This window comes from Streptomyces siamensis (genome assembly GCF_039543605.1).
Lineage (GTDB): Bacteria > Actinomycetota > Actinomycetes > Streptomycetales > Streptomycetaceae > Streptomyces > Streptomyces siamensis.
In genome coordinates this window covers 1-19,428 of sequence record NZ_BAABKB010000046.1, presented here as the reverse complement: position 1 = coordinate 19,428, position 19,428 = coordinate 1, and the positions used below count along the sequence as shown (strand labels likewise).

The 19,428-nt window shown below is 70.6% G+C and carries 15 protein-coding genes, 1 tRNA gene, 1 pseudogene and 1 riboswitch; of the genes and pseudogenes, 4 read left to right on the top strand and 13 right to left on the bottom strand.

The features are described 5' to 3' along the window. Positions 1-179: 179 nt before the first annotated feature. Complete coding sequence (locus tag ABEB03_RS41700) at positions 180-977, top strand: hypothetical protein (RefSeq protein ID WP_345658273.1); 798 nt, start codon at positions 180-182, stop codon at positions 975-977. A gap of 50 nt (positions 978-1,027) precedes the next feature. Here the strand turns inward: ABEB03_RS41700 and ABEB03_RS41695 are convergent, their stop codons facing one another. Further along, a complete protein-coding gene (locus tag ABEB03_RS41695) occupies positions 1,028-1,339 on the bottom strand; it encodes a hypothetical protein (RefSeq protein ID WP_345658272.1) in 312 nt (103 codons plus the stop codon). Between the two features lie 104 nt (positions 1,340-1,443). Between ABEB03_RS41695 and ABEB03_RS41690 the strand changes: the two genes are divergently transcribed. After that, positions 1,444-1,674, top strand: coding sequence for a DUF4287 domain-containing protein (locus tag ABEB03_RS41690; protein ID WP_028803887.1), 231 nt, complete (start codon positions 1,444-1,446; stop codon positions 1,672-1,674). 159 nt (positions 1,675-1,833) lie between these two features. Here the strand turns inward: ABEB03_RS41690 and ABEB03_RS41685 are convergent, their stop codons facing one another. The 3 genes and pseudogenes from ABEB03_RS41685 to ABEB03_RS41675 form a co-directional block, all read right to left on the bottom strand. Next, entirely contained in the window at positions 1,834-2,715 is an 882-nt protein-coding gene (locus tag ABEB03_RS41685) for a Bax inhibitor-1/YccA family protein (protein ID WP_345658270.1), read from the bottom strand. A 285-nt stretch (positions 2,716-3,000) separates the two neighbouring features. Further along, positions 3,001-4,170 (bottom strand): annotated as a pseudogene (locus ABEB03_RS41680) (4-hydroxybenzoate 3-monooxygenase); the annotation flags it as partial. A 177-nt stretch (positions 4,171-4,347) separates the two neighbouring features. After that, positions 4,348-4,430, bottom strand: a tRNA-Leu gene (locus ABEB03_RS41675). A 387-nt stretch (positions 4,431-4,817) separates the two neighbouring features. Between ABEB03_RS41675 and ABEB03_RS41670 the strand changes: the two genes are divergently transcribed. Then, complete coding sequence (locus ABEB03_RS41670) at positions 4,818-5,588, top strand: ABC transporter ATP-binding protein (protein WP_095934822.1); 771 nt, start codon at positions 4,818-4,820, stop codon at positions 5,586-5,588. A gap of 60 nt (positions 5,589-5,648) precedes the next feature. Beyond that, entirely contained in the window at positions 5,649-8,177 is a 2,529-nt protein-coding gene (locus tag ABEB03_RS41665; protein ID WP_345658268.1) for an ABC transporter permease, read from the top strand. A 72-nt stretch (positions 8,178-8,249) separates the two neighbouring features. Here ABEB03_RS41665 and ABEB03_RS41660 read toward each other — a convergent pair whose 3' ends face one another. From ABEB03_RS41660 to ABEB03_RS41620, 9 genes are all read right to left on the bottom strand, one after another. Further along, the gene (locus tag ABEB03_RS41660) at positions 8,250-9,539 is read right to left on the bottom strand and encodes a class I SAM-dependent methyltransferase (RefSeq protein ID WP_345658267.1); all 1,290 of its coding nucleotides are present in this window, start codon (positions 9,537-9,539) and stop codon (positions 8,250-8,252) included. A gap of 269 nt (positions 9,540-9,808) precedes the next feature. Then, positions 9,809-11,206: an NAD(P)/FAD-dependent oxidoreductase gene (locus ABEB03_RS41655; protein WP_345658266.1), complete on the bottom strand. Its 1,398-nt coding sequence runs from the start codon at positions 11,204-11,206 to the stop codon at positions 9,809-9,811. A 519-nt stretch (positions 11,207-11,725) separates the two neighbouring features. Beyond that, positions 11,726-12,682 (bottom strand): Ppx/GppA phosphatase family protein, encoded by a 957-nt coding sequence (locus ABEB03_RS41650; RefSeq protein ID WP_345658265.1) that lies wholly within the window; start codon positions 12,680-12,682, stop codon positions 11,726-11,728. Between the two features lie 173 nt (positions 12,683-12,855). Continuing rightward, complete coding sequence (locus ABEB03_RS41645; RefSeq protein WP_345658264.1) at positions 12,856-13,386, bottom strand: DUF501 domain-containing protein; 531 nt, start codon at positions 13,384-13,386, stop codon at positions 12,856-12,858. Positions 13,387-13,415: 29 nt separating this feature from the next. Beyond that, entirely contained in the window at positions 13,416-13,892 is a 477-nt protein-coding gene (locus tag ABEB03_RS41640; RefSeq protein ID WP_345658262.1) for an FtsB family cell division protein, read from the bottom strand. A 117-nt stretch (positions 13,893-14,009) separates the two neighbouring features. Beyond that, positions 14,010-15,296, bottom strand: coding sequence for a phosphopyruvate hydratase (gene eno / locus ABEB03_RS41635; RefSeq protein ID WP_028803896.1), 1,287 nt, complete (start codon positions 15,294-15,296; stop codon positions 14,010-14,012). A 495-nt stretch (positions 15,297-15,791) separates the two neighbouring features. After that, a complete protein-coding gene (locus ABEB03_RS41630; RefSeq protein ID WP_345658260.1) occupies positions 15,792-16,466 on the bottom strand; it encodes a transglycosylase family protein in 675 nt (224 codons plus the stop codon). 3 nt (positions 16,467-16,469) lie between these two features. Then, a riboswitch (cyclic di-AMP (ydaO/yuaA leader) is annotated at positions 16,470-16,633 on the bottom strand. A gap of 183 nt (positions 16,634-16,816) precedes the next feature. Further along, positions 16,817-17,791 (bottom strand): transglycosylase family protein, encoded by a 975-nt coding sequence (locus tag ABEB03_RS41625; RefSeq protein ID WP_345658259.1) that lies wholly within the window; start codon positions 17,789-17,791, stop codon positions 16,817-16,819. Positions 17,792-17,975: 184 nt separating this feature from the next. After that, complete coding sequence (locus tag ABEB03_RS41620; protein WP_345658258.1) at positions 17,976-19,247, bottom strand: cytochrome P450 family protein; 1,272 nt, start codon at positions 19,245-19,247, stop codon at positions 17,976-17,978. Positions 19,248-19,428 lie beyond the last annotated feature (181 nt).

The following is a 19,428-nucleotide window of genomic DNA, read 5'->3' as shown; positions in this document are numbered from 1 at the left end:
TGACCTATCTCCCCCTGGAGAGGGATTTTCGCAGGTCAGAGCGCTTGCACGACTAAACCCCAGGCACAAAGTCCTGTCCCTTTCGTGACGTTACGCACTGACAGCCGGATGGTCCGCCCTTCAAGCTGATGTAGGAAGTCGGGGGCCGACCTTGAACCGGGAGTACGTCAGTGAGCGCCATGCCGATTGCTTTGCTCCTCACCACGGGTGCCACCGCGGCCGTGGGCATCGCCGTACTGCGCACCGTGCGGGGACTGCGTCGACAGGTCGCGGCTCTGCACACCGAGCTCGTCGAGAGCCGGGCGACGGCCGCCGCGCATGGTCTCGTGCCCGCCGCCCGCCCGGCCGCCGACACGGACGGGATACGGGCCGCGGTCGCCGAGGCGCTCGCCGAGGAGCGGGAGCGGGAGCTCGCCGAGGCGCGGGCCTTCTGGGCCGCGCAGGAAGCGCGTGACGCCTCCGAGGCACCCTCCCTGCTGGGCCTCACGGACAGCGAGATGTTCCTGCCGCGCCAGTCGGACTTCGTCGGCCTGGAGCCCCTGGAGCCGGTCACCGAGGCCGCCGCGGACGCCGAGGAGGGCTCCGCCGGCGCCCACAGCGAGTCGCCGGAACTGGCCGCGGCCCGCCGCCGCCACCCCTCGCACCCGGACTTCGTACCGGTCCAGTCGCCCGTGGTGAACGACCATGAGCGCACGGTGGCGTGCCTGGAGGAACTCGCCGTGTCCGGCACGGAGCTGGCGGACGTCCGCCCCGGCCCGCTCGGCACCCTCGACGTCTATGTCTTCGCGGACGGTACGACGCTGTGCATGACGCCGGGTCACCGCGAGACGGCGGAGCGGCTCGCCACCGCGCTGAGCGAGGGCGAGACCCCGGTCCTGCTCGGCGGGTCGGGCGTGTCGGGCGCCTACACGCTGACGTTCGCCTGCGGCGACGAGAACGTCTACATCCTGGCGGACCGCGTCATCGCGTCGCTGTAGGAGCGCGCGCCACCCAGAAACATCACCCCGCGCCGGAGTCGGTCAGCCGATCAGACCCCGGCGCGTTTCTGTGCCTCCTCCACGAGGGCCACCGCCTGCGCCAGCTCCTCCTCGGTCGTCAGTACGAGAGCCAAGTCGTGTGCCGCGACGGTGATTTGGTCGGCGGCGGCGAACATGCCCGCGTCGGGCATCTCCCGGGGGGCCGCGGAGGGGTCCTCCAGATGCTGGGCACGCAGTGCCAACTCCCTGGCCAGACCCAGTGCCTCGGCTGCCGCGCTGCGTTGCAGGCGGCTCTGCGGCGCGGCCCGCAACCGGTCGGCGAAGTGATCCACGGCTCGGGTCAGCGGCGTCGTATCAAGCACGTCGCGAGACTACGCGCCGCGACAGGACTGTTGCCAACAACCCAACCCTCAGGCACGGTGGCGTGAAGGACCGGCTTACATCCCCATTGCGTCCGGAGGCGCCGATGTCCCAAGTCTTCTCCGAGGAGACCCATCGCAATCTGCTCGCCCGAATCCCCCACTGCACCGGTCGTGAGATCTCCGACTGGCTTCGCACCGTCGAGGAAGGCCCCGCCCTCTTCCGCTTCGAGGAGAAGGTCAGCTGGCTCCGCGCCGAGCACAACCTCGCGTACGGCCACGCCAAAGCGATCATTCACGAGTACGACCTGAGGAGGGCCGCGCGCAAACTGCTCTGAGCGCGCACCGCAGTGACATCAGGCATCCGACGACAGGCATCCCACGACGAAGGGCCCGCGAACCGTGGTTCGCGGGCCCTTCAAGTGCCTGTGGCCGGGTCGTCCGGCCAGGTGGCCGGCCGGTGCGGCGACCGCTGTCGCCGCACCGCCGGCAGCCGGCTAGTCGTCGCCGCTGAAGATGGCGACCAGGCGCAGCATCTCGACGTAGATCCACACGAGGGTGAGGGTCAGGCCGAACGCGGCCAGCCAGGCCTCCTCCTTCGGCGCGCCGTAGGCGATGCCGTCCTCGATCTGCTTGAAGTCGAGGGTCAGGAAGAACGCGCCGATCAGGATCGCGAGGATGCCGACGATCGCGCCGAGCGGGCCCATGCTGCGCAGTCCGCCGTCCTCGGCGACGCCGAAGACGACCAGCAGCAGGTTGACCGCCATGACCACGACGAACGCGATGGCGATGGTCATGCCGATGCGCGCGTACCGCGCGGTCACACGGATCCAGCCCGCCTTGTAGACGAGGAGGGTCGCGCCGGTGACCGCCATGGTGCCGAGCACGGCCTGGAAGGGCGCGCCGGACCACTGGCTGTTGTACATCTCGCTGATGACCCCGAGGAAGACGCCCTCGAAGGCGGCGTAACCGAGGATCAGCGCGGGCGAGGCGGTGCGCTTGAAGGACTGCACCATGGCCAGCACGAAGGCGACCAGTGCGGCGCCGATCGCCAGGCCGTAGCTGGTGGACGACACCGGCAGCAGGGCCCAGGCGAGGATGGCGCCGACGGCGACCGTGCCGAGCGTCATGGCCGAGCGCATGACGACGTCGTCCATGGTCATGCGGCCGGTGGTGGCCGGGGCCTGCGGCGGAACGCCGTACTGGAGGTCCTGCTGTGCGTACGGGTTCTGCGCGTAGGGGTTGCCGCCCTGCTGGGCGTACGGGTTGCCCTGGGTTCCGGCAGCGGGTCCCCCGGCCTGCGGCGCCGCGTTGAACCCCGCGTAACCGTTGTCGCGGCTGAACCCCCGTCGCGAGAAGACCGGGTTACTGCTCCTCATTTCACTCCTCCATGGCCACCCTGCGTGGCCTTGGCCTCAAGGGTAATGGGTAGGCAAAGGATTGACCCTAGTGCTTGGGGAGGATCTTTCCCTCGTGCTGCCACGGTACGCGTGCGGTGTCGAGGCTGCCCGCACTGGTACCAAGCCGTGACAGCGCCCGTGGCCTCCTCTTTATGCCCGCCGGCGCCCCGGGTGCCCGGCCCGGCCCTTCGCGGCCCGTACCGCCCCCTCCGCCCCCGCGGGCGCCGCTCCGTCCGCGGGGCCGTGCCTGCGGACGGCCTCGTCCAGCGGGAAGCCGGTGTATCCCTCGGCCAGGTCGGTCTCGGCGGCCCTGGTGCCCGCGATCCGCTCCAGGCGGGCGAGCTGGATGCGGCCGTCGAAGGGCGACGCCCCAGGGTCGCTGTGCAGCAGCGTCGTCATGTCGTAGGAGAAGCGCTCGGCCTGCCAGACGCGGCGCAGGCAGGTCTCGGAGTACGCGTCGAGCAGGGCGGCGGAGCCGGTCTCCTTCTCGTGCGTGAGCGCCCGCGCGAGGGTGACGACGTCGCCGACGGCGAGGTTGAGGCCCTTCGCACCGGTCGGCGGCACGATGTGCGCGGCGTCCCCGGCGAGGAAGAGCCGGCCGTACCGCATGGGCTCGTGGACGTGGCTGCGCATCGGGGTGACGGACTTGGAGGTGATGGGGCCCCGGCGCAGCCGCCAGTCGTCGCGGGTCTCCAGGCGCCGCTCCAGCTCGTCCCAGATCGCCTCGTCCTCCCATTCCTCGGCGGTGGCGCCCTGCGGCACCTGGAGGTAGAGGCGGGAGACCTCCGGGGAGCGCATGCTGAGCAGGGCGAAGCCGCGCTCGTGGCGGGCGTAGACGAGTTCGTCGTGGGAGGGCGGCACGTCGGCGAGGACGCCGAGCCAGCCGAAGGGGTAGGTCCTCTCGAAGACGCGGGAGAGTCCGGCGGGCACGGCCTGCCGCGCGACTCCCCAGAACCCGTCGCATCCGACGACGTAGTCGCAGTCGAGGACGTCCTCGCGGCCCTCGTACCTGAACCGCACGCGCGGCCGGTCGGTCCCGGCGTCCTCGACGGCGAGCGCCTCGGCGCCGAAGAGCAGCGGGCCGCCCTCCTCGAGCTGGAGCGCGATGAGGTCCTTGCAGACCTCCGTCTGGGCGTACACCGTCACGGAGCGTCCACCGGTGAGGGCGGGGAAGTCGACGCGGTGGCGCCGGCCGTCGAACCGCAGCTCGATCCCGTCGTGCCGCAGACCCTCCCGGTCCATGCGCTCGCCCGCCCCGGCGGCCCGCAGTACGTCCACGGTGCCCTGCTCCAGGATCCCGGCCCGCTGGCGCTGCTCCACGTACGCACGGTCCCGGCTCTCCAGCACGACGGAGTCGATCCCCGCGTTGTGCAGCAGCCGCGCCAGCAGCAACCCGGCCGGCCCGGCCCCGACGATCCCGACGGTGGTACGCATCGGCACGCCCCTTCGCGTTCCCATGTTCGTCCAGTGAAATTTCCTTCACTGCTTTCTCCGGTGTGAGTCTCCGACCGCACCGGCCCGCTGTCAACGGTGAGAGACGAAGCTCCCGGGGGAGCCCGGCGCACGGCCGCGTTCCGCGGTGCGCGACGGATGAAAGAGAGGGTTCGGAGGTGCCCGGAACCGGACTTGAACCGGTACGCCCGCGAGGGGCAGCGAGGTTTAAGCTCGCCGTGTCTGCATTCCACCATCCGGGCAGGCCATGGGCTCCGCATCGAGGTTCCGAGCCTATCGGGGCGCGTCCCCCGGACAGCGGTCGAGCGACCCGATGTTGTCTTATTTTATTGACGTCTGAGGGTGCATCAGCACGCGGTACGGGCCATCCGCACTTGCCAATAGCCTTTCGGACGCCCCACGACATCGCATGCGGAATGACGGAATTTCACCGTCCGAACGAGCGCACTGCGTGACGTCGCACCCGGGGGTCCCCTCAGGGGGTTCCGTCATCCCCAGGTATGACTCGGCCGCCGCCGGTCCGACCGCAGTCTGTCCCCGGAACCGGAACAGCGGCTGACTACAGCGCGCGGATCGGGACCGACGATGGGAGACATCCCCGAACGTCGTCCCGACAGGAGCACTCTCCCGTGACCACCACGCCCCTTGCCGGCACCACCACCGCCGTGGCCGCCCGCGCCACGGAACTGTCGAAGGTCTACGGACAGGGCGAGACCCAGGTGGTCGCCCTCGACCGGGTCTCGGTCGACTTCCGGCAGGCCGAGTTCACCGCGATCATGGGTCCCTCGGGGTCCGGCAAGTCCACGCTCATGCACTGCGTGGCGGGCCTCGACACCTTCAGCAACGGCTCCGTGCGCATCGGCGAGACCGAGCTGGGCTCCCTGAAGGACAAGCAGCTGACCAAGCTGCGCCGGGACAAGATCGGGTTCATCTTCCAGGCCTTCAACCTGCTGCCGACACTGACGGCCCTGGAGAACATCACGCTCCCCATGGACATCGCGGGCCGCAAGCCCGACAAGCAGTGGCTGGACACCGTCATCAAGATGATCGGGCTGTCCGACCGTCTCGGGCACCGTCCCTCCCAGCTCTCCGGCGGCCAGCAGCAGCGCGTCGCCGTCGCCCGCGCCCTGGCCTCGCGGCCGGACATCATCTTCGGTGACGAGCCGACCGGAAACCTCGACTCGCGCTCGGGCGCGGAGGTGCTGGGCTTCCTGCGCAACTCCGTACGGGAGCTGGGGCAGACCGTCGTCATGGTCACCCACGACCCGGTGGCCGCCGCGTACGCGGACCGCGTGGTCTTCCTGGCGGACGGCCGCATCGTCGACGAGGTGTACGGGCCGACCGCCGAGTCCGTGCTCGACCGGATGAAGCAGTTCGACGGCAAGGGCCGCACGAGCTGACGCCCCGTCCGACCACCGACCACCCCGCCGCCGCACCTTCCCTGGACTGAGAAAAGACCCATGTTCCGTACCGCCCTGCGCAACGTGCTCGCGCACAAGGCCAGGCTCCTGATGACCGTGCTCGCCGTGATGCTCGGCGTGGCGTTCGTGTCCGGGACCCTGGTCTTCACCAACACGATCTCGGACGCCTACCAGAAGAGCTCCGCCAAGGGCTTCGACCAGGTCGACGTCGCCGTCCGGCCCAAGAGCCAGGAGGACAAGGGCGACACGGTCGGCAAGGAGCACAAGCTCACCCGGCCGCTGCTCGACAAGGTCGCCGCCGCCCCCGGCGCCGGCACCGCCGTCGGTGTCGTGAACGGCTTCACCGCCATCGCCGGCAAGGACGGCAAGCTCATCGGCGGCGGCTTCCAGTCGCAGGGCGGGAACTACTGGGGCGCCGACGACCCCCGGTACCCGCTGACGAAGGGTCACGCGCCGCACGGCGAGGACGAGGTGGCCATCGACTCCGAGACCGCACGGCGGGCCGGCTACAAGGTCGGCGACACCGTACGGATCTCCGTCGACGGGCCCGTCCTGACCCCCACGGTGACCGGCATCTTCACCACGGACGACGGCAACGTCGCCGCGGGCGGCAGCCTCGCCCTGTTCGACACGGCCACCGCGCAGCGGCTGTTCCACTCGGTCGGCTCCTACGACGAGATCGACGTGAAGGCCGCCGCGGGCACCAGCCAGACCGCGCTGCGGGAAGCGATCGACCGGGTCGTGCCCGAGGACGTCGCCTCCACCACCACCGGCCGGCAGCTCGCCGACGACCAGGCCACCCAGATCGCCTCGGCGATGAGCGGCATGAAGACGGGTCTGCTGGTCTTCGCCGGGATCTCGCTGTTCGTCGGCACCTTCATCATCGCCAACACCTTCACCATGCTGGTCGCGCAGCGCACCAAGGAGCTGGCCCTGCTGCGCGCGGTCGGCGCCTCCCGCCGGCAGGTCACCCGGTCGGTGCTGGTCGAGGCGTTCGTGGTGGGTGCGGTCGCCGCCGTCGCGGGCCTGGCCGCGGGCATCGGCATCGGCGCGGGGATGCGTTCCCTGATGGGCACCTTCGGCGCCACCGTGCCCGACGGCCCGCTGGTCGTGTCGCCCGGCACCGTCGGCACGGCGCTGCTCGTCGGCGTCCTCATCACCATGCTCGCCGCCTGGCTGCCGGGCCGCCGCGCCGCGAAGATCCCGCCGGTCGCCGCGATGAGCAGCGTGCACGCGAAGGCGACGACGAAGTCGCTGGTCCTGCGGAACACGCTCGGCGCCCTGCTCGCCGCCGCCGGTGTCGCCGTGGTCCTGTACGCGACCACCCTGGACGGCTCGGACGGCCAGGCGCCGATGGGCTTCGGCGCGGTCCTGCTCATCATCGGCGTCTTCGTCCTCACCCCGCTGCTGTCCCGGCCGCTGATCGCGGCGGCCGCCCCGGTGCTGCGTGTCTTCGGCATCTCCGGCAAGCTGGCCCGGCAGAACTCGGTCCGCAACCCGCGCCGTACGGCGGCGACCGCCTCCGCCCTGATGATCGGTCTCACCCTGATCACCGGCATGACGGTGATGGCGGGCAGCCTGCAGAAGTCCATCGACAAGATGGCCAGTTCGGCCATCCGGGCGGACTACGTCGTCTCGATGGCGAACGGCAACTCGCTCTCCCCCGACGTGGAGAAGAAGCTCGCCGGGGTCGACGGGGTCACCGACACCAGCTCCCTGCGCAACGCGCCCTCCCGCATCGACCGGCAGACGGAGTTCCTGACCGGCGTCAACGGCCCGGCCATCGGCAAGCTGACCGATCTCGACGTCACCGACGGCTCCTTCGCGGTCGGCGGCACCCGGGTCGTCGTCGACAAGGACACCGCCGCCTCCCACCACTGGAAGGCCGGCTCGCGGTTCACCGTCTCGTACGAGGACGGGAAGAAGCAGCGCCTCACGGTCGCCGGTGTCTACGAGGGCAACGAGATGATCCAGGGCATCATCCTGGACAACGCCACCCTCTCGCCCCACCAGACCGACACCTCCGACATGCAGGTCATGCTGAAAACGTCGCACGGCGCGTCGGACGCGACCAAGGACCGGCTGGAGAAGGCCCTCGGCGACAACCCGGCCATCAAGGTGCAGGACAAGCAGGACCTCTCCGACGGCATCGCGCAGATGTTCACCCTGATCCTGAACATGATGTACGGGCTGCTCGCGATGGCGGTCGTCGTCGCCGTCCTCGGCGTCATCAACACCCTCGCCATGTCGGTCTTCGAGCGCTCGCAGGAGATCGGGATGCTGCGTGCGATCGGCCTCGACCGCAAGGGCATCAAGCGCATGGTCCGCCTGGAGTCCCTGGTCATCTCGCTCTTCGGCGGAGTCCTCGGCATCGGCCTGGGCGTGTTCTTCGGCTGGGCTGCCGGTGAGCTGCTGGGCAGCAGGATGTCGACGTACGAACTGGTGCTGCCCTGGGGCCGGATGGCCGTCTTCCTGCTCCTCGCGGCGACGGTCGGCGTCCTGGCGGCGCTGTGGCCGGCGCGCCGGGCGGCCCGCCTGAACATGCTGACGGCGATCAAGTCGGAGTGACACCGGCCGACACGGACCGCAAGGCCGGGGCCCCTCCCGTACGGATACGGGAGGGGCCCCGGCGCGTGCGGGTCAGTTCCAGGTCCGCGCCCGCAGCGGCAGCCCGGAGGCACCGGCCGGTTCGGGTGTCCTGACCGCAAGGACCTGGTTGACCCCGATGCGGTTGTGTTCGAAGGCGAGCGCGCTGGCCGCCATGTAGAGGCGCCAGACGCGGGCGCGCGGGGGGCTGGAGAGCTTGACGGCCCTCGTCCACTGCGCCTCCAGGTTGGCGACCCAGCGGCGCAGGGTGAGCGCGTAGTGCTCGCGCAGGGACTCGACGTCGCGCACCTCGAACCCGGCGCGCTCCAGCTGTGTCACCGTGGTCCCGACCGGCGCGAGCTCGCCGTCCGGGAAGACGTACGCGTCGATGAACTCGTCCACGGAGTACGTCGTCTCGTCCCGCTGCGGGCGGCGGGCGATCTGGTGGTTGAGCAGCCGGCCGCCGGGCCTGAGCAGCCCGTGCAGCACCTGCGCGTACTCCAGGTAGCGTTCGGCGCCGACGTGTTCGGCCATCCCGATGGAGGAGATCGCGTCGTAGGGGCCGTCGGTGACGTCGCGGTAGTCCTGCACCCGGATCTCGACCCGGTCGGTCAGACCCTCGTCGGCGACCCGCTTGCGGGCGTAGGCGGCCTGCTCCTGCGACAGCGTGATCCCGACGACGCCGACGCCGTGCTCGCGGGCGGCGTGGATGGCCATCGATCCCCAGCCGCAGCCGACGTCCAGCAGTCGCAGACCGGGCTTCAGGCCGAGCTTGCGGCAGATCAGTTCGAGCTTGTCGCGCTGCGCGTCCTCCAGGGTCCCGCCGTCCTCCCAGTAGGCGCAGGAGTACACCATGGACGGGCCGAGGACGATCTCGTAGAAGTCGTTGCCCACGTCGTAGTGGTGGCTGATGGCCCGCCTGTCGGTGCGGCGGGTGTGCAGGTGACGGTGTCTGCGCGTCTCCTCGCGCGGCGGGGCGGGCGGCAGCGGCGGACCCGCCATGGCCACCAGTCCGCGGACGGCGGCCCGCACCTGGGGGTCGCGCAGCGACTCGACGAGCCCCCGGGCGTCCTCCCCGCGCTCCCACACCAGCCCGGACATCAGGTCCAGGGCGGCGTACAGGTCGCCCTCGACGCCGAGGTCACCGGAGACCCAGCCGCGCGCCAGCCCCAACTCGCCCGGCTTCCACAGCATTCGGCGCAGGGCCCGCCGATTGCGTACGACAAGGACGGGAGCGCCCGGGGGCCCCGCCTCCGAACCGTCCCAGGCGCGGATGCGCACGGGGAGGGGGGTTCCCAGCATCTGCTCGACAAGGCTCTTCAGCCGCAGCGCGGCGTCCTGCATGGCGCACACCTCCGATGGGGGTCTCCCCCACTCGAACGAAGCCGAGGGCTCGGGGGCGGACCACTCCCGAACGCTCCGACACCACGTAAACACCATCGCGCCCCGCGCGCAGTCCCCCTTACGCGTTACGGCTTCGCAAAATAGGTGTAGCAGCCATGTTTTTCGTCGGTGCGGGCCGCCGCTTCTTTGACCCGTCCGGCGGAACGCCGAAGGGGCCGCCCGCACCACGGATGGCGGGCGGCCCCTTCAGGGCGTTCGGTGACCGGAGGTCAGGAGGCCTTGGCCTTCTCCTCGGTCTTCACGGCGGGCGCCGGGGCGGCCGCCGCTGCGGGCGCCGGCTTGGCGGCCTCGTAGAACTCCTCGCGCGGAGTCTCCATGGCGCCGAGGGAGACGACCTCGCGCTTGAGGAACATCGCGAGCGTCCAGTCGGCGAACACGCGGATCTTCCGGTTCCAGGTCGGCATGGCCATACCGTGGTAGCCGCGGTGCATGTACCAGGCGAGACGGCCCTTGAGCTTGATCTTCATCTTGCCCATGACGATCATCGCGACGCCCTTGTGGAGGCCGAGACCCGCCACCGCACCCTTGTTGGAGTGCGAGTACTCCTTCTGCGGGAAGCCCCGCATGCCGGAGATGACGTTGTCGCCGAGGACCTTGGCCTGACGCAGCGCGTGCTGGGCGTTCGGCGGGCACCAGGCGTTCTCGACACCGGCCTTGCGGGCGGCGACGTCCGGCACCTGCGCGTTGTCGCCGGCGGCCCAGATGTAGTCCGTGCCCTGCACCTGGAGGGTGGTCTGGGTGTCCACGTGGCCGCGCGGGCCGAGCGGCAGGCCGAAGCGGGACAGGACCGGGTTCGGCTTGACGCCGGCCGTCCACACGATGGTGTTGGAGTCGACCTCCAGGCCGTTCTTCAGCACCACGTGACCGTCGACGCAGGAGTCCATGGAGGTGGAGAGGTAGATCTCCACACCGCGGCTCTCCAGGTGCTCCTTGCCGTACTGGCCGAGCTTCGGGCCGACCTCGGGAAGGATCTTGTCCGCGGCGTCGACGAGGATGAAGCGCATGTCCTCACGGGACACGTTGTTGTAGTACTTGGCCGCGTCGCGGGCCATGTCCTCGACCTCACCGATGGTCTCCGCACCGGCGAAGCCACCGCCGACGAAGACGAAGGTGAGCGCCTTGCGCCGCACCTCCTCGTCCGTGGTCGAGTCGGCCTTGTCCAGCTGCTCGAGGACGTGGTTGCGCAGGCCGATGGACTCCTCGATGCCCTTCATGCCGATGCCCTGCTCGGCGAGGCCGGGGATCGGGAAGGTGCGGGAGACCGCGCCCATCGCGATGACGAGGTAGTCGAAAGGCAGCTCGTACGCCTCACCCACGAGGGGGGCGATCGTGGCGACCTTGCGGTCCTGGTCGATGGTGGTGACCCGGCCGGTGAGGACCTCCGCCTTCGGGAGCACGCGTCGCAGCGGGACGACGACATGCCGAGGGGAGATGCTGCCGGCGGCGGCTTCGGGGAGGAAGGGCTGGTAGGTCATGTACGACCGGGGGTCGACGACCGTGACGGTCGCCTCTCCGTAGCGCATCTTCTTGAGAATGCGCCGAGCTGCGTACAGGCCTACGTACCCACCGCCTACTACGAGGATCCTGGGACGCTCCGTGGTGCTCATGCCATCGAGTATCCACCCGCCCCCGGGGGGTCGCTCGTGCGCCCCTTCACAAGCTTTGACAGGGGCTCTGCTACACTGCGCCGCCCACGTGACCCAGGTCATGTCGCCGCGGGGGAACCACTGTGCCATGAAGGCCGTTGCCAACACCGCGTGAGCTGCCACTCCGGCGCCACCGGCCGTCAGGACCACTGCCCCGCGGGGCCCTCCCACGCCGCCCCGGAGACGCTCCGGTGAGCACTCTCCCGGGCCGCCTGAGCCCTCGTACAGGGCCCTGGGGGCCACATCCTCGCCCAGCAGGGCCTTTTTCCTTGTGAAGAACTTCACGAAGTTTTCCGACGGCGTGTCGCCCGGCGCCGTTCCAGCCGCCCGAGGGGCGCTCATACGTTATTCGACCTGCTCAGCCGAGGCTACCGATTGGTAGTAAAAGGAGAGCCAGACCACGGCGGAGCCGTGGCCCGCGTCACCGCCGGGCCTGCGCCGCCGAGGGCGGAACCCCGGCGGACGACGCAGGCCGGGTCGCTATGCGCCGGAGTCCCCGGCCACACTCCAGGCAATGCCGTCGAGGATGTCGTGCTCGCTCACCACGACCTCCCGGGCGCCGATCCGCTCCATGATCGCGAGCAGGACGAGGGCCCCCGAGGCGATGACGTCCACACGGCCCGGATGCATCGAGGGGATCGCGGCCCGCTCGGCGTGCGTGGACGCGAGCAGCCACTCGGTGATCTCGCGGACCTTGTCGTAGGAGACCCGGGAGTGGTGGATCGCCGCGGAGTCGTACTCGGGAAGGTTCTGGGCGATCGCCGACACCGTGGTCACCGATCCGGCCAGCCCGACGAGCGTGTGCGCCTCACGCAGGGGCACCGTGCGCTCCGCGAGGTCCAGCGCGGCCTCGATGTCGGCGCGGATCGCCTCGACCTGGGCGGGCGTCGGCGGATCGCTGACGGCGCCCTCGTGCACGAGGTGCCGCTCCGTCATGCGTACGCAGCCGATGTCCACCGAGCGGGCCGCGCGCGCGTGCTCCTCGCCCACCACCAGCTCGGTGGAGCCGCCGCCGATGTCCACGACGAGGAAGGGCCGGGCGAGGTCGTCGCGTCCGGTGAGCTCCTTGGTCGCCCCGGTGAAGGAGAACTCCGCCTCCTGGTCCCCGCTGATGACCTCCGGCTCGACCCCCAGGATGTCCAGCACCCCGCGCACGAACTCGTCCCGGTTCTCGGCGTCCCGGGAGGCCGAGGTCGCCACGAAGCGCAGGCGCTGCGCGCCGAGCTCCTTGATGACCGTCGCGTAGTCCCGGCAGGCCGCGAAGGTCCGCTCCAGCGCCTCGGGGGCGAGCCGTCCGGTGCGGTCGACGCCCTGCCCGAGCCGCACGATCGTCATCCGGCGGTCCAGCTCGACGAGTTCACCGGTGTGCGGGTCCGCGTCGGCGACGAGCAGCCTGATGGAGTTGGTGCCGCAGTCGATGGCGGCGACCCTGGTCATGGTCTCTGGTCTCCTGTCGTGATCGTCCTCGCCGCCGGGCGTCCCCGCCCGGCTCCTGCCCGAAGGGCGGTTCCCCGGTGCGCGGGTGCGGGCCGGGGCAGGGTCCCGGGGCGAGAGGTGCGCGGGCGCGGGGCGGCGGCCCGAAGGCGGCCGCTCCCGTCACCCGCGGCAGGTCAGTCCTGGTCCCCGTCCGGCAGGACCACACAGGCCCCCTTGCTCCACCACTCCGGGAGCATGGCGATCGCCTCGTCCCCGAGGGGGTTCACACCCGGCCCGGCGGCCAGCGAGTGCGCCACCAGCACGTGGAGGCACTTCACCCGGTCCGGCATGCCGCCCGCGCTGGGGAAGCCCTCCAGCACCTCGATGGAGTCGCGGCGCGCGATGTAGTCCTCGTGCGCGGCACGGTAGGCGGCGGCCAGCTCCGGGTCGCTCGCCAGCCGTTCGGTCATCTCCTTCATGACGCCGTTGGCCTCCAGCGTCCCGATGGCGGACGCGGCCCGCGGGCACGTCAGGTAGTACGTCGTGGGGAACGGTGTCCCGTCGGGAAGACGCGGCGCCGTCTCGACGACGTCCGGCTGCCCGCACGGGCACCGGTGCGCGATCGCGCGCAGTCCGCGCGGCGGCCGGCCGAGCTGCTGCTTGAAGGCCTCGACGTCCGCGTCGGTCGGTTCGGTGCGCGGGGTGGGCGGCGGTGGCGTTTCCATGCCGTGTGTCACATGTCTTTCTGGTCAGTTCACTTGTCGGCGGCGTCGGACTTGTCCACGCCGTCCCAGACGTTGGCGTACCAGGGGCGCGGTGCCGCCCGCCGGTCGGCGCGGGACTGCTTCGCCGCGTCCGGGTCGACGACGATGTAGCCGGTCTCGCCGGGCATCACGTAGTGCAGCCGGTCCCGGATCTGCTGTTCGGCGTACGCGTCGTCCTGCCAGCGCGCCTTGAGGTCGCGCAGCTGCTCGACCCGCATGCGGGCCTGCTCCCGCTGCCGCTCCACGTCGGCGATCTCGGCGCGCTGGGAGACGTACTGCCTTATCGGGTACGCGAGCGCGACGATCAGGGAGCACAGGACGAGGGCGAGCAGCGCGGCCCGGCCGGTCAGCCGGGAACGACGGGCCTGCCGCTTCGTCTGCGAGCGGTACACCCGGGCCGCCGTCTGCTCACCGAGCAGCCGCAGCCTGGTCGCGGTGGAGAACCGGTCCCGGTCCTTCACGGCCATGTATCCCGCCTCCCCGGTGCTTGCGCGTCCGCCGGCCCGTCACGTGCGTACGTCCCCGCACACGGTACGGGACCGAGTACGGGGACGTACGTACGACGCTTCCTAAGCCAGTGCGACTCAGCCCTTGAAGCGGGGGAAGGCGCTGCGGCCGGCGTACACCGCGGCGTCGTCGAGGATCTCCTCGATGCGCAGCAGCTGGTTGTACTTGGCGACGCGGTCCGAGCGGGCCGGGGCACCGGTCTTGATCTGACCGCAGTTCACGGCGACCGCGAGGTCCGCGATCGTGACGTCCTCGGTCTCGCCGGAGCGGTGGGACATCATGCACTTGAAGCCGTTGCGCTGGGCCATCTCGACGGCGTCGAGGGTCTCGGTCAGCGAGCCGATCTGGTTGACCTTGACGAGCAGGGCGTTGGCGGAGCCCTCCTCGATACCGCGGGCCAGACGCTCCGGGTTGGTGACGAAGAGGTCGTCGCCGACGATCTGGACCTTGTCGCCCAGCTTCTCGGTGATGACGTTCCAGCCGGCCCAGTCGTCCTCGTACAGCGGGTCCTCGATGGAGACCAGCGGGTACGCGGAGACGAGCTCCTCGTAGTACTCGGTCATCTCGGCGGCCGAGCGGGACTTGCCCTCGAACTCGTACTTGCCGTCCTTGTAGAACTCGGACGCGGCGACGTCGAGCGCGAGCGCGATCTGCTCGCCCGGGATGTAACCGGCCTGCTTGATGGCCTCGAGGATGAGGTCGAGCGCGGCGCGGTTCGACTCCAGGTTCGGGGCGAAGCCGCCCTCGTCGCCGAGGCCGGTGGACAGGCCCTTGGTCTTCAGCACCTTCTTGAGGGTGTGGTAGACCTCGGCACCCCAGCGCAGGGCCTCGGAGAAGGACTCCGCGCCGATCGGGGCGATCATGAACTCCTGGATGTCCACGTTGGAGTCGGCGTGCGAGCCGCCGTTCAGGATGTTCATCATCGGAACGGGCAGCAGGTGCGCGTTCGGGCCGCCCAGGTAGCGGAAGAGGGGGAGGTCGGACGCCTCGGAGGCGGCGTGCGCGACGGCGAGCGAGACGCCGAGGATGGCGTTGGCGCCGAGCGAGCCCTTGTTGTCGGTGGCGTCCAGGTCGAACATCGCCTGGTCGATCAGGCGCTGCTCGGTGGCGTCGTAGCCGACGAGCTCCGGGCCGATCTGCTCGATGACGGCGAGGACGGCCTTCTCGACACCCTTGCCCTGGTAGCGGTTGGGGTCACCGTCGCGGAGCTCGATGGCCTCGAAGGCACCGGTGGAGGCGCCGGACGGGACGGCGGCACGACCGGTGCTGCCGTCGTCGAGGCCGACCTCGACCTCGACCGTGGGGTTGCCTCGGGAGTCCAGGATTTCCCGGGCTACGACGACGTCGATGGACGGCACGAGCATCTCCTTCTGGGATGTGACGCGGGTACGCCGGACACCGGGCCCGGCACGGCGCGGAGCCTGGGACGGCTTCGCGACATGAGCCTAACCGCCCCGGGGGGATCGGCCAGCCTGACGACCACCCCTTGAGCAGAACCGAGCGTAAATTGTTTCCGAACGGAACAAAAACCTGCCCCGTACATGAATACCGCCCCGCACGAAAAGCCCCGCCCCGGCGCGTGCGGGGGAACACGTGCCGGGGCGGGGAGCCCGTGGGGACGGGGGGACCCTCACGAGACCTCCGGTGCGGAGACCTCTTCTATGGGAGAGCCATGGACCGGCCGAGGCCTTTCGGGGACCGGTGCCGGACCGCGACCGGCGGCGCGGGGCCGGACCGGACGGCGTGGACGCCGGTCCGGACCGCACACGGCCGATGGGGGCGCGGACGCAGGTGGGGGCTGCGGTCGCGGACGGACGCACGGCGGCCGGTGGGGGGCGCGGCCGCCGCGCGAGGGCCGGTCAGCCGAGGTGCAGCTGCTGGCCCGGGAAGATGAAGTCGGCGTCGTCGACGATGTCCTTGTTCAGCTTGAACAGCTGCTGCCAGCCACCCTTGACGTGCTTCTTCTCGGCGATGGAGCTGAGGGTGTCGCCCTTGACGACCTTGTACTCGCCGTCACCCTTCTTGACCTTCTCGCCGGTCGGGGTGGTGACGGTCTCCTTGGCGGCCGGGCGCTCGGCCGAACGTGAGGCGGGCTGCTCCGTCGTACGGGTGGTGGTGCTCGGGGTGCTCGACGCGGAGTCGGCACTGCCGCCGTTGTACGTGGCGTTCGACAGGCCCGTGCCGCAGGTCGGCCAGGCGCCCTTGCCCTGCGCGGCGAGAACCTTCTCACCGACGGCTATCTGCTGGGCCTTGGAGGCCTTGTCGGCGGTGGAGGCGTAGGCGGTGCCTCCGTACGCGGCCCAGGTGGAGGCCGCGAACTGCAGGCCGCCGTAGTAGCCGTTGCCGGTGTTGATGGCCCAGTTGCCGCCGGCCTCGCACTGGGCGACGGCGTCCCACTCGGACGCGGTGGCGGCGGAGGCGTTGCCGGCGGCCATCAGCGGAGCGGCGATGGCGACACCGGTGACACCGGCGAGGGCGGCGACACGTGCGGCCTTGGAAGGACGACGGTGCTTGCCCTTGTCGGAAAACAGCATGGAGGATCCCCTCACCGACGCCTGCGAGGTGAGCTGTCGGGTTCGGGCGGGTGAGTGCCCGGCCGCGCGCTCCAGCGCTCGGCTCCACCCCTAGCCGCTCCCGGTTCAACAACCGTTCGCGGCACTTACCTTGGGTCCCCCGCTCCTGCCCACGGCGCTTGACGCGTCGACTGTTCCCGTACGGCCGTCGGCAGGATTCGGCGTTGCGACCGTCGGGGCCCGCTGTGGCGAGCGATCACGACCGTAGGCATGCGGTCGACGGAATTCCAAAGACGATCAGGGCCTCTGAGACTCATCTCTCACTCGCACCAAACCGGACATTCCACGGCGAACCGTGACGCGAACTCCCGCTACTTTTCGCCCGATTCGGCATCAACTGCAAGGCTCTGACCGGGGAGGATGAGGTCGGGGTCGGCGCCGACCGTCTTCTTGTTCGCGTCGTACAGCCCGGACCATCCGCCCGGCAGGTCGAGGGCGTCGGCGATCGTCGAGAGGCTGTCGCCGTTGCGCACGGTGTAGGAGCCGTCGGCGGATTCACGCGAGGGGGCCGAGCCGCGGGAGGCGTGCCGCCCCGGAGTGCCGTCCTTGCGGGCGTCACCCGCGCCCTCCGTGGCGTCCTCGTCGGCGCTGTCGCCGCGGTGGCGGCCGGCTCCGGCCGTGCCGCCCTCGGACGCCTCCGAAGACTCGTCGCTCCGGCCCGACTTGTCCGATCCATCGCTCTTCGGCGTCGCCTGGTCCGAGCGGTCCGAGTCCTGGGAGTCCTCGTCGGACGAGGTGTCGGACTTGGTGGAGTTCCCGCCCTCGCGCGAGGTGTCGGTCAGGGAGGACGAACCGGACGAGAAAGAGGAGTCGGAAGAATCAGATGAAGAGGACGAACCGGACGAGTCCGAAGAACCGCCCTCGTTCGAGGAATCGTCGCCCAGGCCCGTGTCGACCTCGACGTCAGCGGAGTTCTTGCTGAGCCCGGAGAGCGGCCCGCAGGTCGGCCAGGCGGTGAGCCCCTCGCCGTCGAGGACCTTCTCCGCGATGGCTATCTGCTGCGAGCGGCTGGCCTGGTCGGCGCTCGGGGCGTAGGCGAGACCGCCGTACCTCTCCCAGTTGTCCTGGGTCAACTGAAGGCCGCCGTAGTAGCCGTTGCCGTTGTCGGCGCTCCAGGCGCCGCCGCTCTCGCACTCCGCGACCCGGTCCCACGTGGTGCCGTCGGCTGCGCTCGCGCTGGTGGCGCCGAGCAACGGGATCGCGATGGCCGATCCGGTCACTCCTGCGGCGACGATGAGGGCCGGGGCCTGACGGGGGCGACGGTGACGGCCGTTCCCGGAGAGCATGCGGAAGCCTTTCGCGTGACAGCAGGTGACTACAGCGGCTACAGCGACAGATGGGCCGCGTTGCTGGGTGAACGTATCCGCACTCGAACGCTTGTCACAAGTCGATGCAGCGCAGATCACGTGAAGATCACAGATATGACGGACCGTCATCCACTGCCGGTCGGGACGCCGTTCCGCGGCATGCCTACCTGATCGGCGTGAACTCCACCGGAAGTGTGCGCAATCCACGCATAATGAGGCCACCACGCCAGCGCAAATCGGCCGGATCCCCCGCGAGTTGCAGATCGGGCAGGCGGGCGAGGAGCGTGGCGAGCGCGGTCTGCCCCTCCAGACGGGCGAGCGGCGCGCCGAGACAGTAGTGAAGGCCGTGACCGTACCCGAGGTGCTGGTTGTCACGCCGGGACAGGTCGAGCGTGTCCGGCTGTTCGAACCGTGCGGGGTCACGGTCCGCAGCCGCCAGGACGACGAGGACGGGATCGCCGGGCGCGATGTCCTGCCCGCCGATCCGCACGGACTCCGTGGCGAACCGCCAGGTGGCGAGCTCGACCGGCCCGTCGTAGCGCAGGAGTTCCTCGACCCCGGTCTCGAGCAGTGCCCGCTCCCCCGCGGCGAGGGAGGTCTGGAGGCGGGCCCGCTGCCCGGGGTGGGTGAGGAGGGCGTAGGTGCCGTTGCCGATGAGGTTGACCGTCGTCTCGAATCCCGCGAAGAGCAGGATGAACGCCATCGCGGCGGCCTCGTTCTCGGTGAGGTGCTCGCCGTGGTCGGAGGCGCGGATGAGCCCGGAGATGAGGTCCTCGCCGGGTGCGGGGTGCTCGGGCAGCGCCTCCCGCTTGCGGTGGATGAGGTCGGCCAGATAGCCGCGCATCTTCTTGACGGACCGCGCCACCCCGCCCCTCGGCCCGCCACCGTGCCGGATCATCATGCCCGCCCAGTCCCGGAAGTCGTCCTGGTCCTCGCGGGGGACGCCGAGCAGGTCGCAGATGGCGTAGATGGGCAGCGGGAACGCGAAGTCGTGGATGAGGTCCGCGGAGCCCTCGCCCGCGAACCGGTCGATCAGCCGGTCGGTCAGTTCCTGCACGCGCGGCGCGAACTCCGCCACCCTGCGCGGGGTGAACGCCTTGCTGACCAGCCGCCGCAGCCGGGTGTGGTCCGGCGGGTCGATGTTCAGCAGATGGGTCATCAGCTCGGCCTTGCGCTCGCCCGGGATGCCCGTCTTCCCCTTGGCGTGGGCGGGTTCGTCGTGATGGGCGGGGTTCTTGGACAGCCGTTGGTCGGCGAGCGCCTGCCGGGCGTCCGTGTACCGGGTGACGAGCCAGGCCTCCACCCCGCTGGGCAGCCGGGTCCGGTGCACCGGGGCGTGCTCCCGGAGCCAGGCGTACGCCGGGTAGGGGTCGGTCGCGAACTCCCAGGTGAAGAGTTCGGGGGCGGGGCTGGCGGAGGCGTGGGGCTCGGTCACTCCCCGACGGTATCCGCAGCGCCCGGAGGTGCCGGGACCGACCGGCGGCCGGGGCGGCCGGCACGGCGCGCACCGACCGCGTGCACGCGTCCACGGCGGCGGGCGGCACGCGTCCGCGGCAGCGGGCGGCACGCGTCCGCGGCAGCGGGCGGCACGCGTCCGCGGCAGCGGGCGGCACGCG

Coding starts and splice junctions, on each gene's coding strand:
- ABEB03_RS41685 (WP_345658270.1), bottom strand. CDS start 2,715: ATGAGGAGCAGTAACCCGGTCTTCTCGCGACGGGGGTTCAGCCGCGAC.
- ABEB03_RS41640 (WP_345658262.1), bottom strand. CDS start 13,892: ATGGCCGTGAAGGACCGGGACCGGTTCTCCACCGCGACCAGGCTGCGG.
- ABEB03_RS41655 (WP_345658266.1), bottom strand. CDS start 11,206: ATGAGCACCACGGAGCGTCCCAGGATCCTCGTAGTAGGCGGTGGGTAC.
- ABEB03_RS41690 (WP_028803887.1), top strand. CDS start 1,444: ATGTCCCAAGTCTTCTCCGAGGAGACCCATCGCAATCTGCTCGCCCGA.
- ABEB03_RS41630 (WP_345658260.1), bottom strand. CDS start 16,466: ATGCTGTTTTCCGACAAGGGCAAGCACCGTCGTCCTTCCAAGGCCGCA.
- ABEB03_RS41650 (WP_345658265.1), bottom strand. CDS start 12,682: ATGACCAGGGTCGCCGCCATCGACTGCGGCACCAACTCCATCAGGCTG.
- ABEB03_RS41645 (WP_345658264.1), bottom strand. CDS start 13,386: ATGGAAACGCCACCGCCGCCCACCCCGCGCACCGAACCGACCGACGCG.
- ABEB03_RS41665 (WP_345658268.1), top strand. CDS start 5,649: ATGTTCCGTACCGCCCTGCGCAACGTGCTCGCGCACAAGGCCAGGCTC.
- ABEB03_RS41700 (WP_345658273.1), top strand. CDS start 180: ATGCCGATTGCTTTGCTCCTCACCACGGGTGCCACCGCGGCCGTGGGC.
- eno (WP_028803896.1), bottom strand. CDS start 15,296: ATGCTCGTGCCGTCCATCGACGTCGTCGTAGCCCGGGAAATCCTGGAC.
- ABEB03_RS41660 (WP_345658267.1), bottom strand. CDS start 9,539: ATGCAGGACGCCGCGCTGCGGCTGAAGAGCCTTGTCGAGCAGATGCTG.
- ABEB03_RS41625 (WP_345658259.1), bottom strand. CDS start 17,791: ATGCTCTCCGGGAACGGCCGTCACCGTCGCCCCCGTCAGGCCCCGGCC.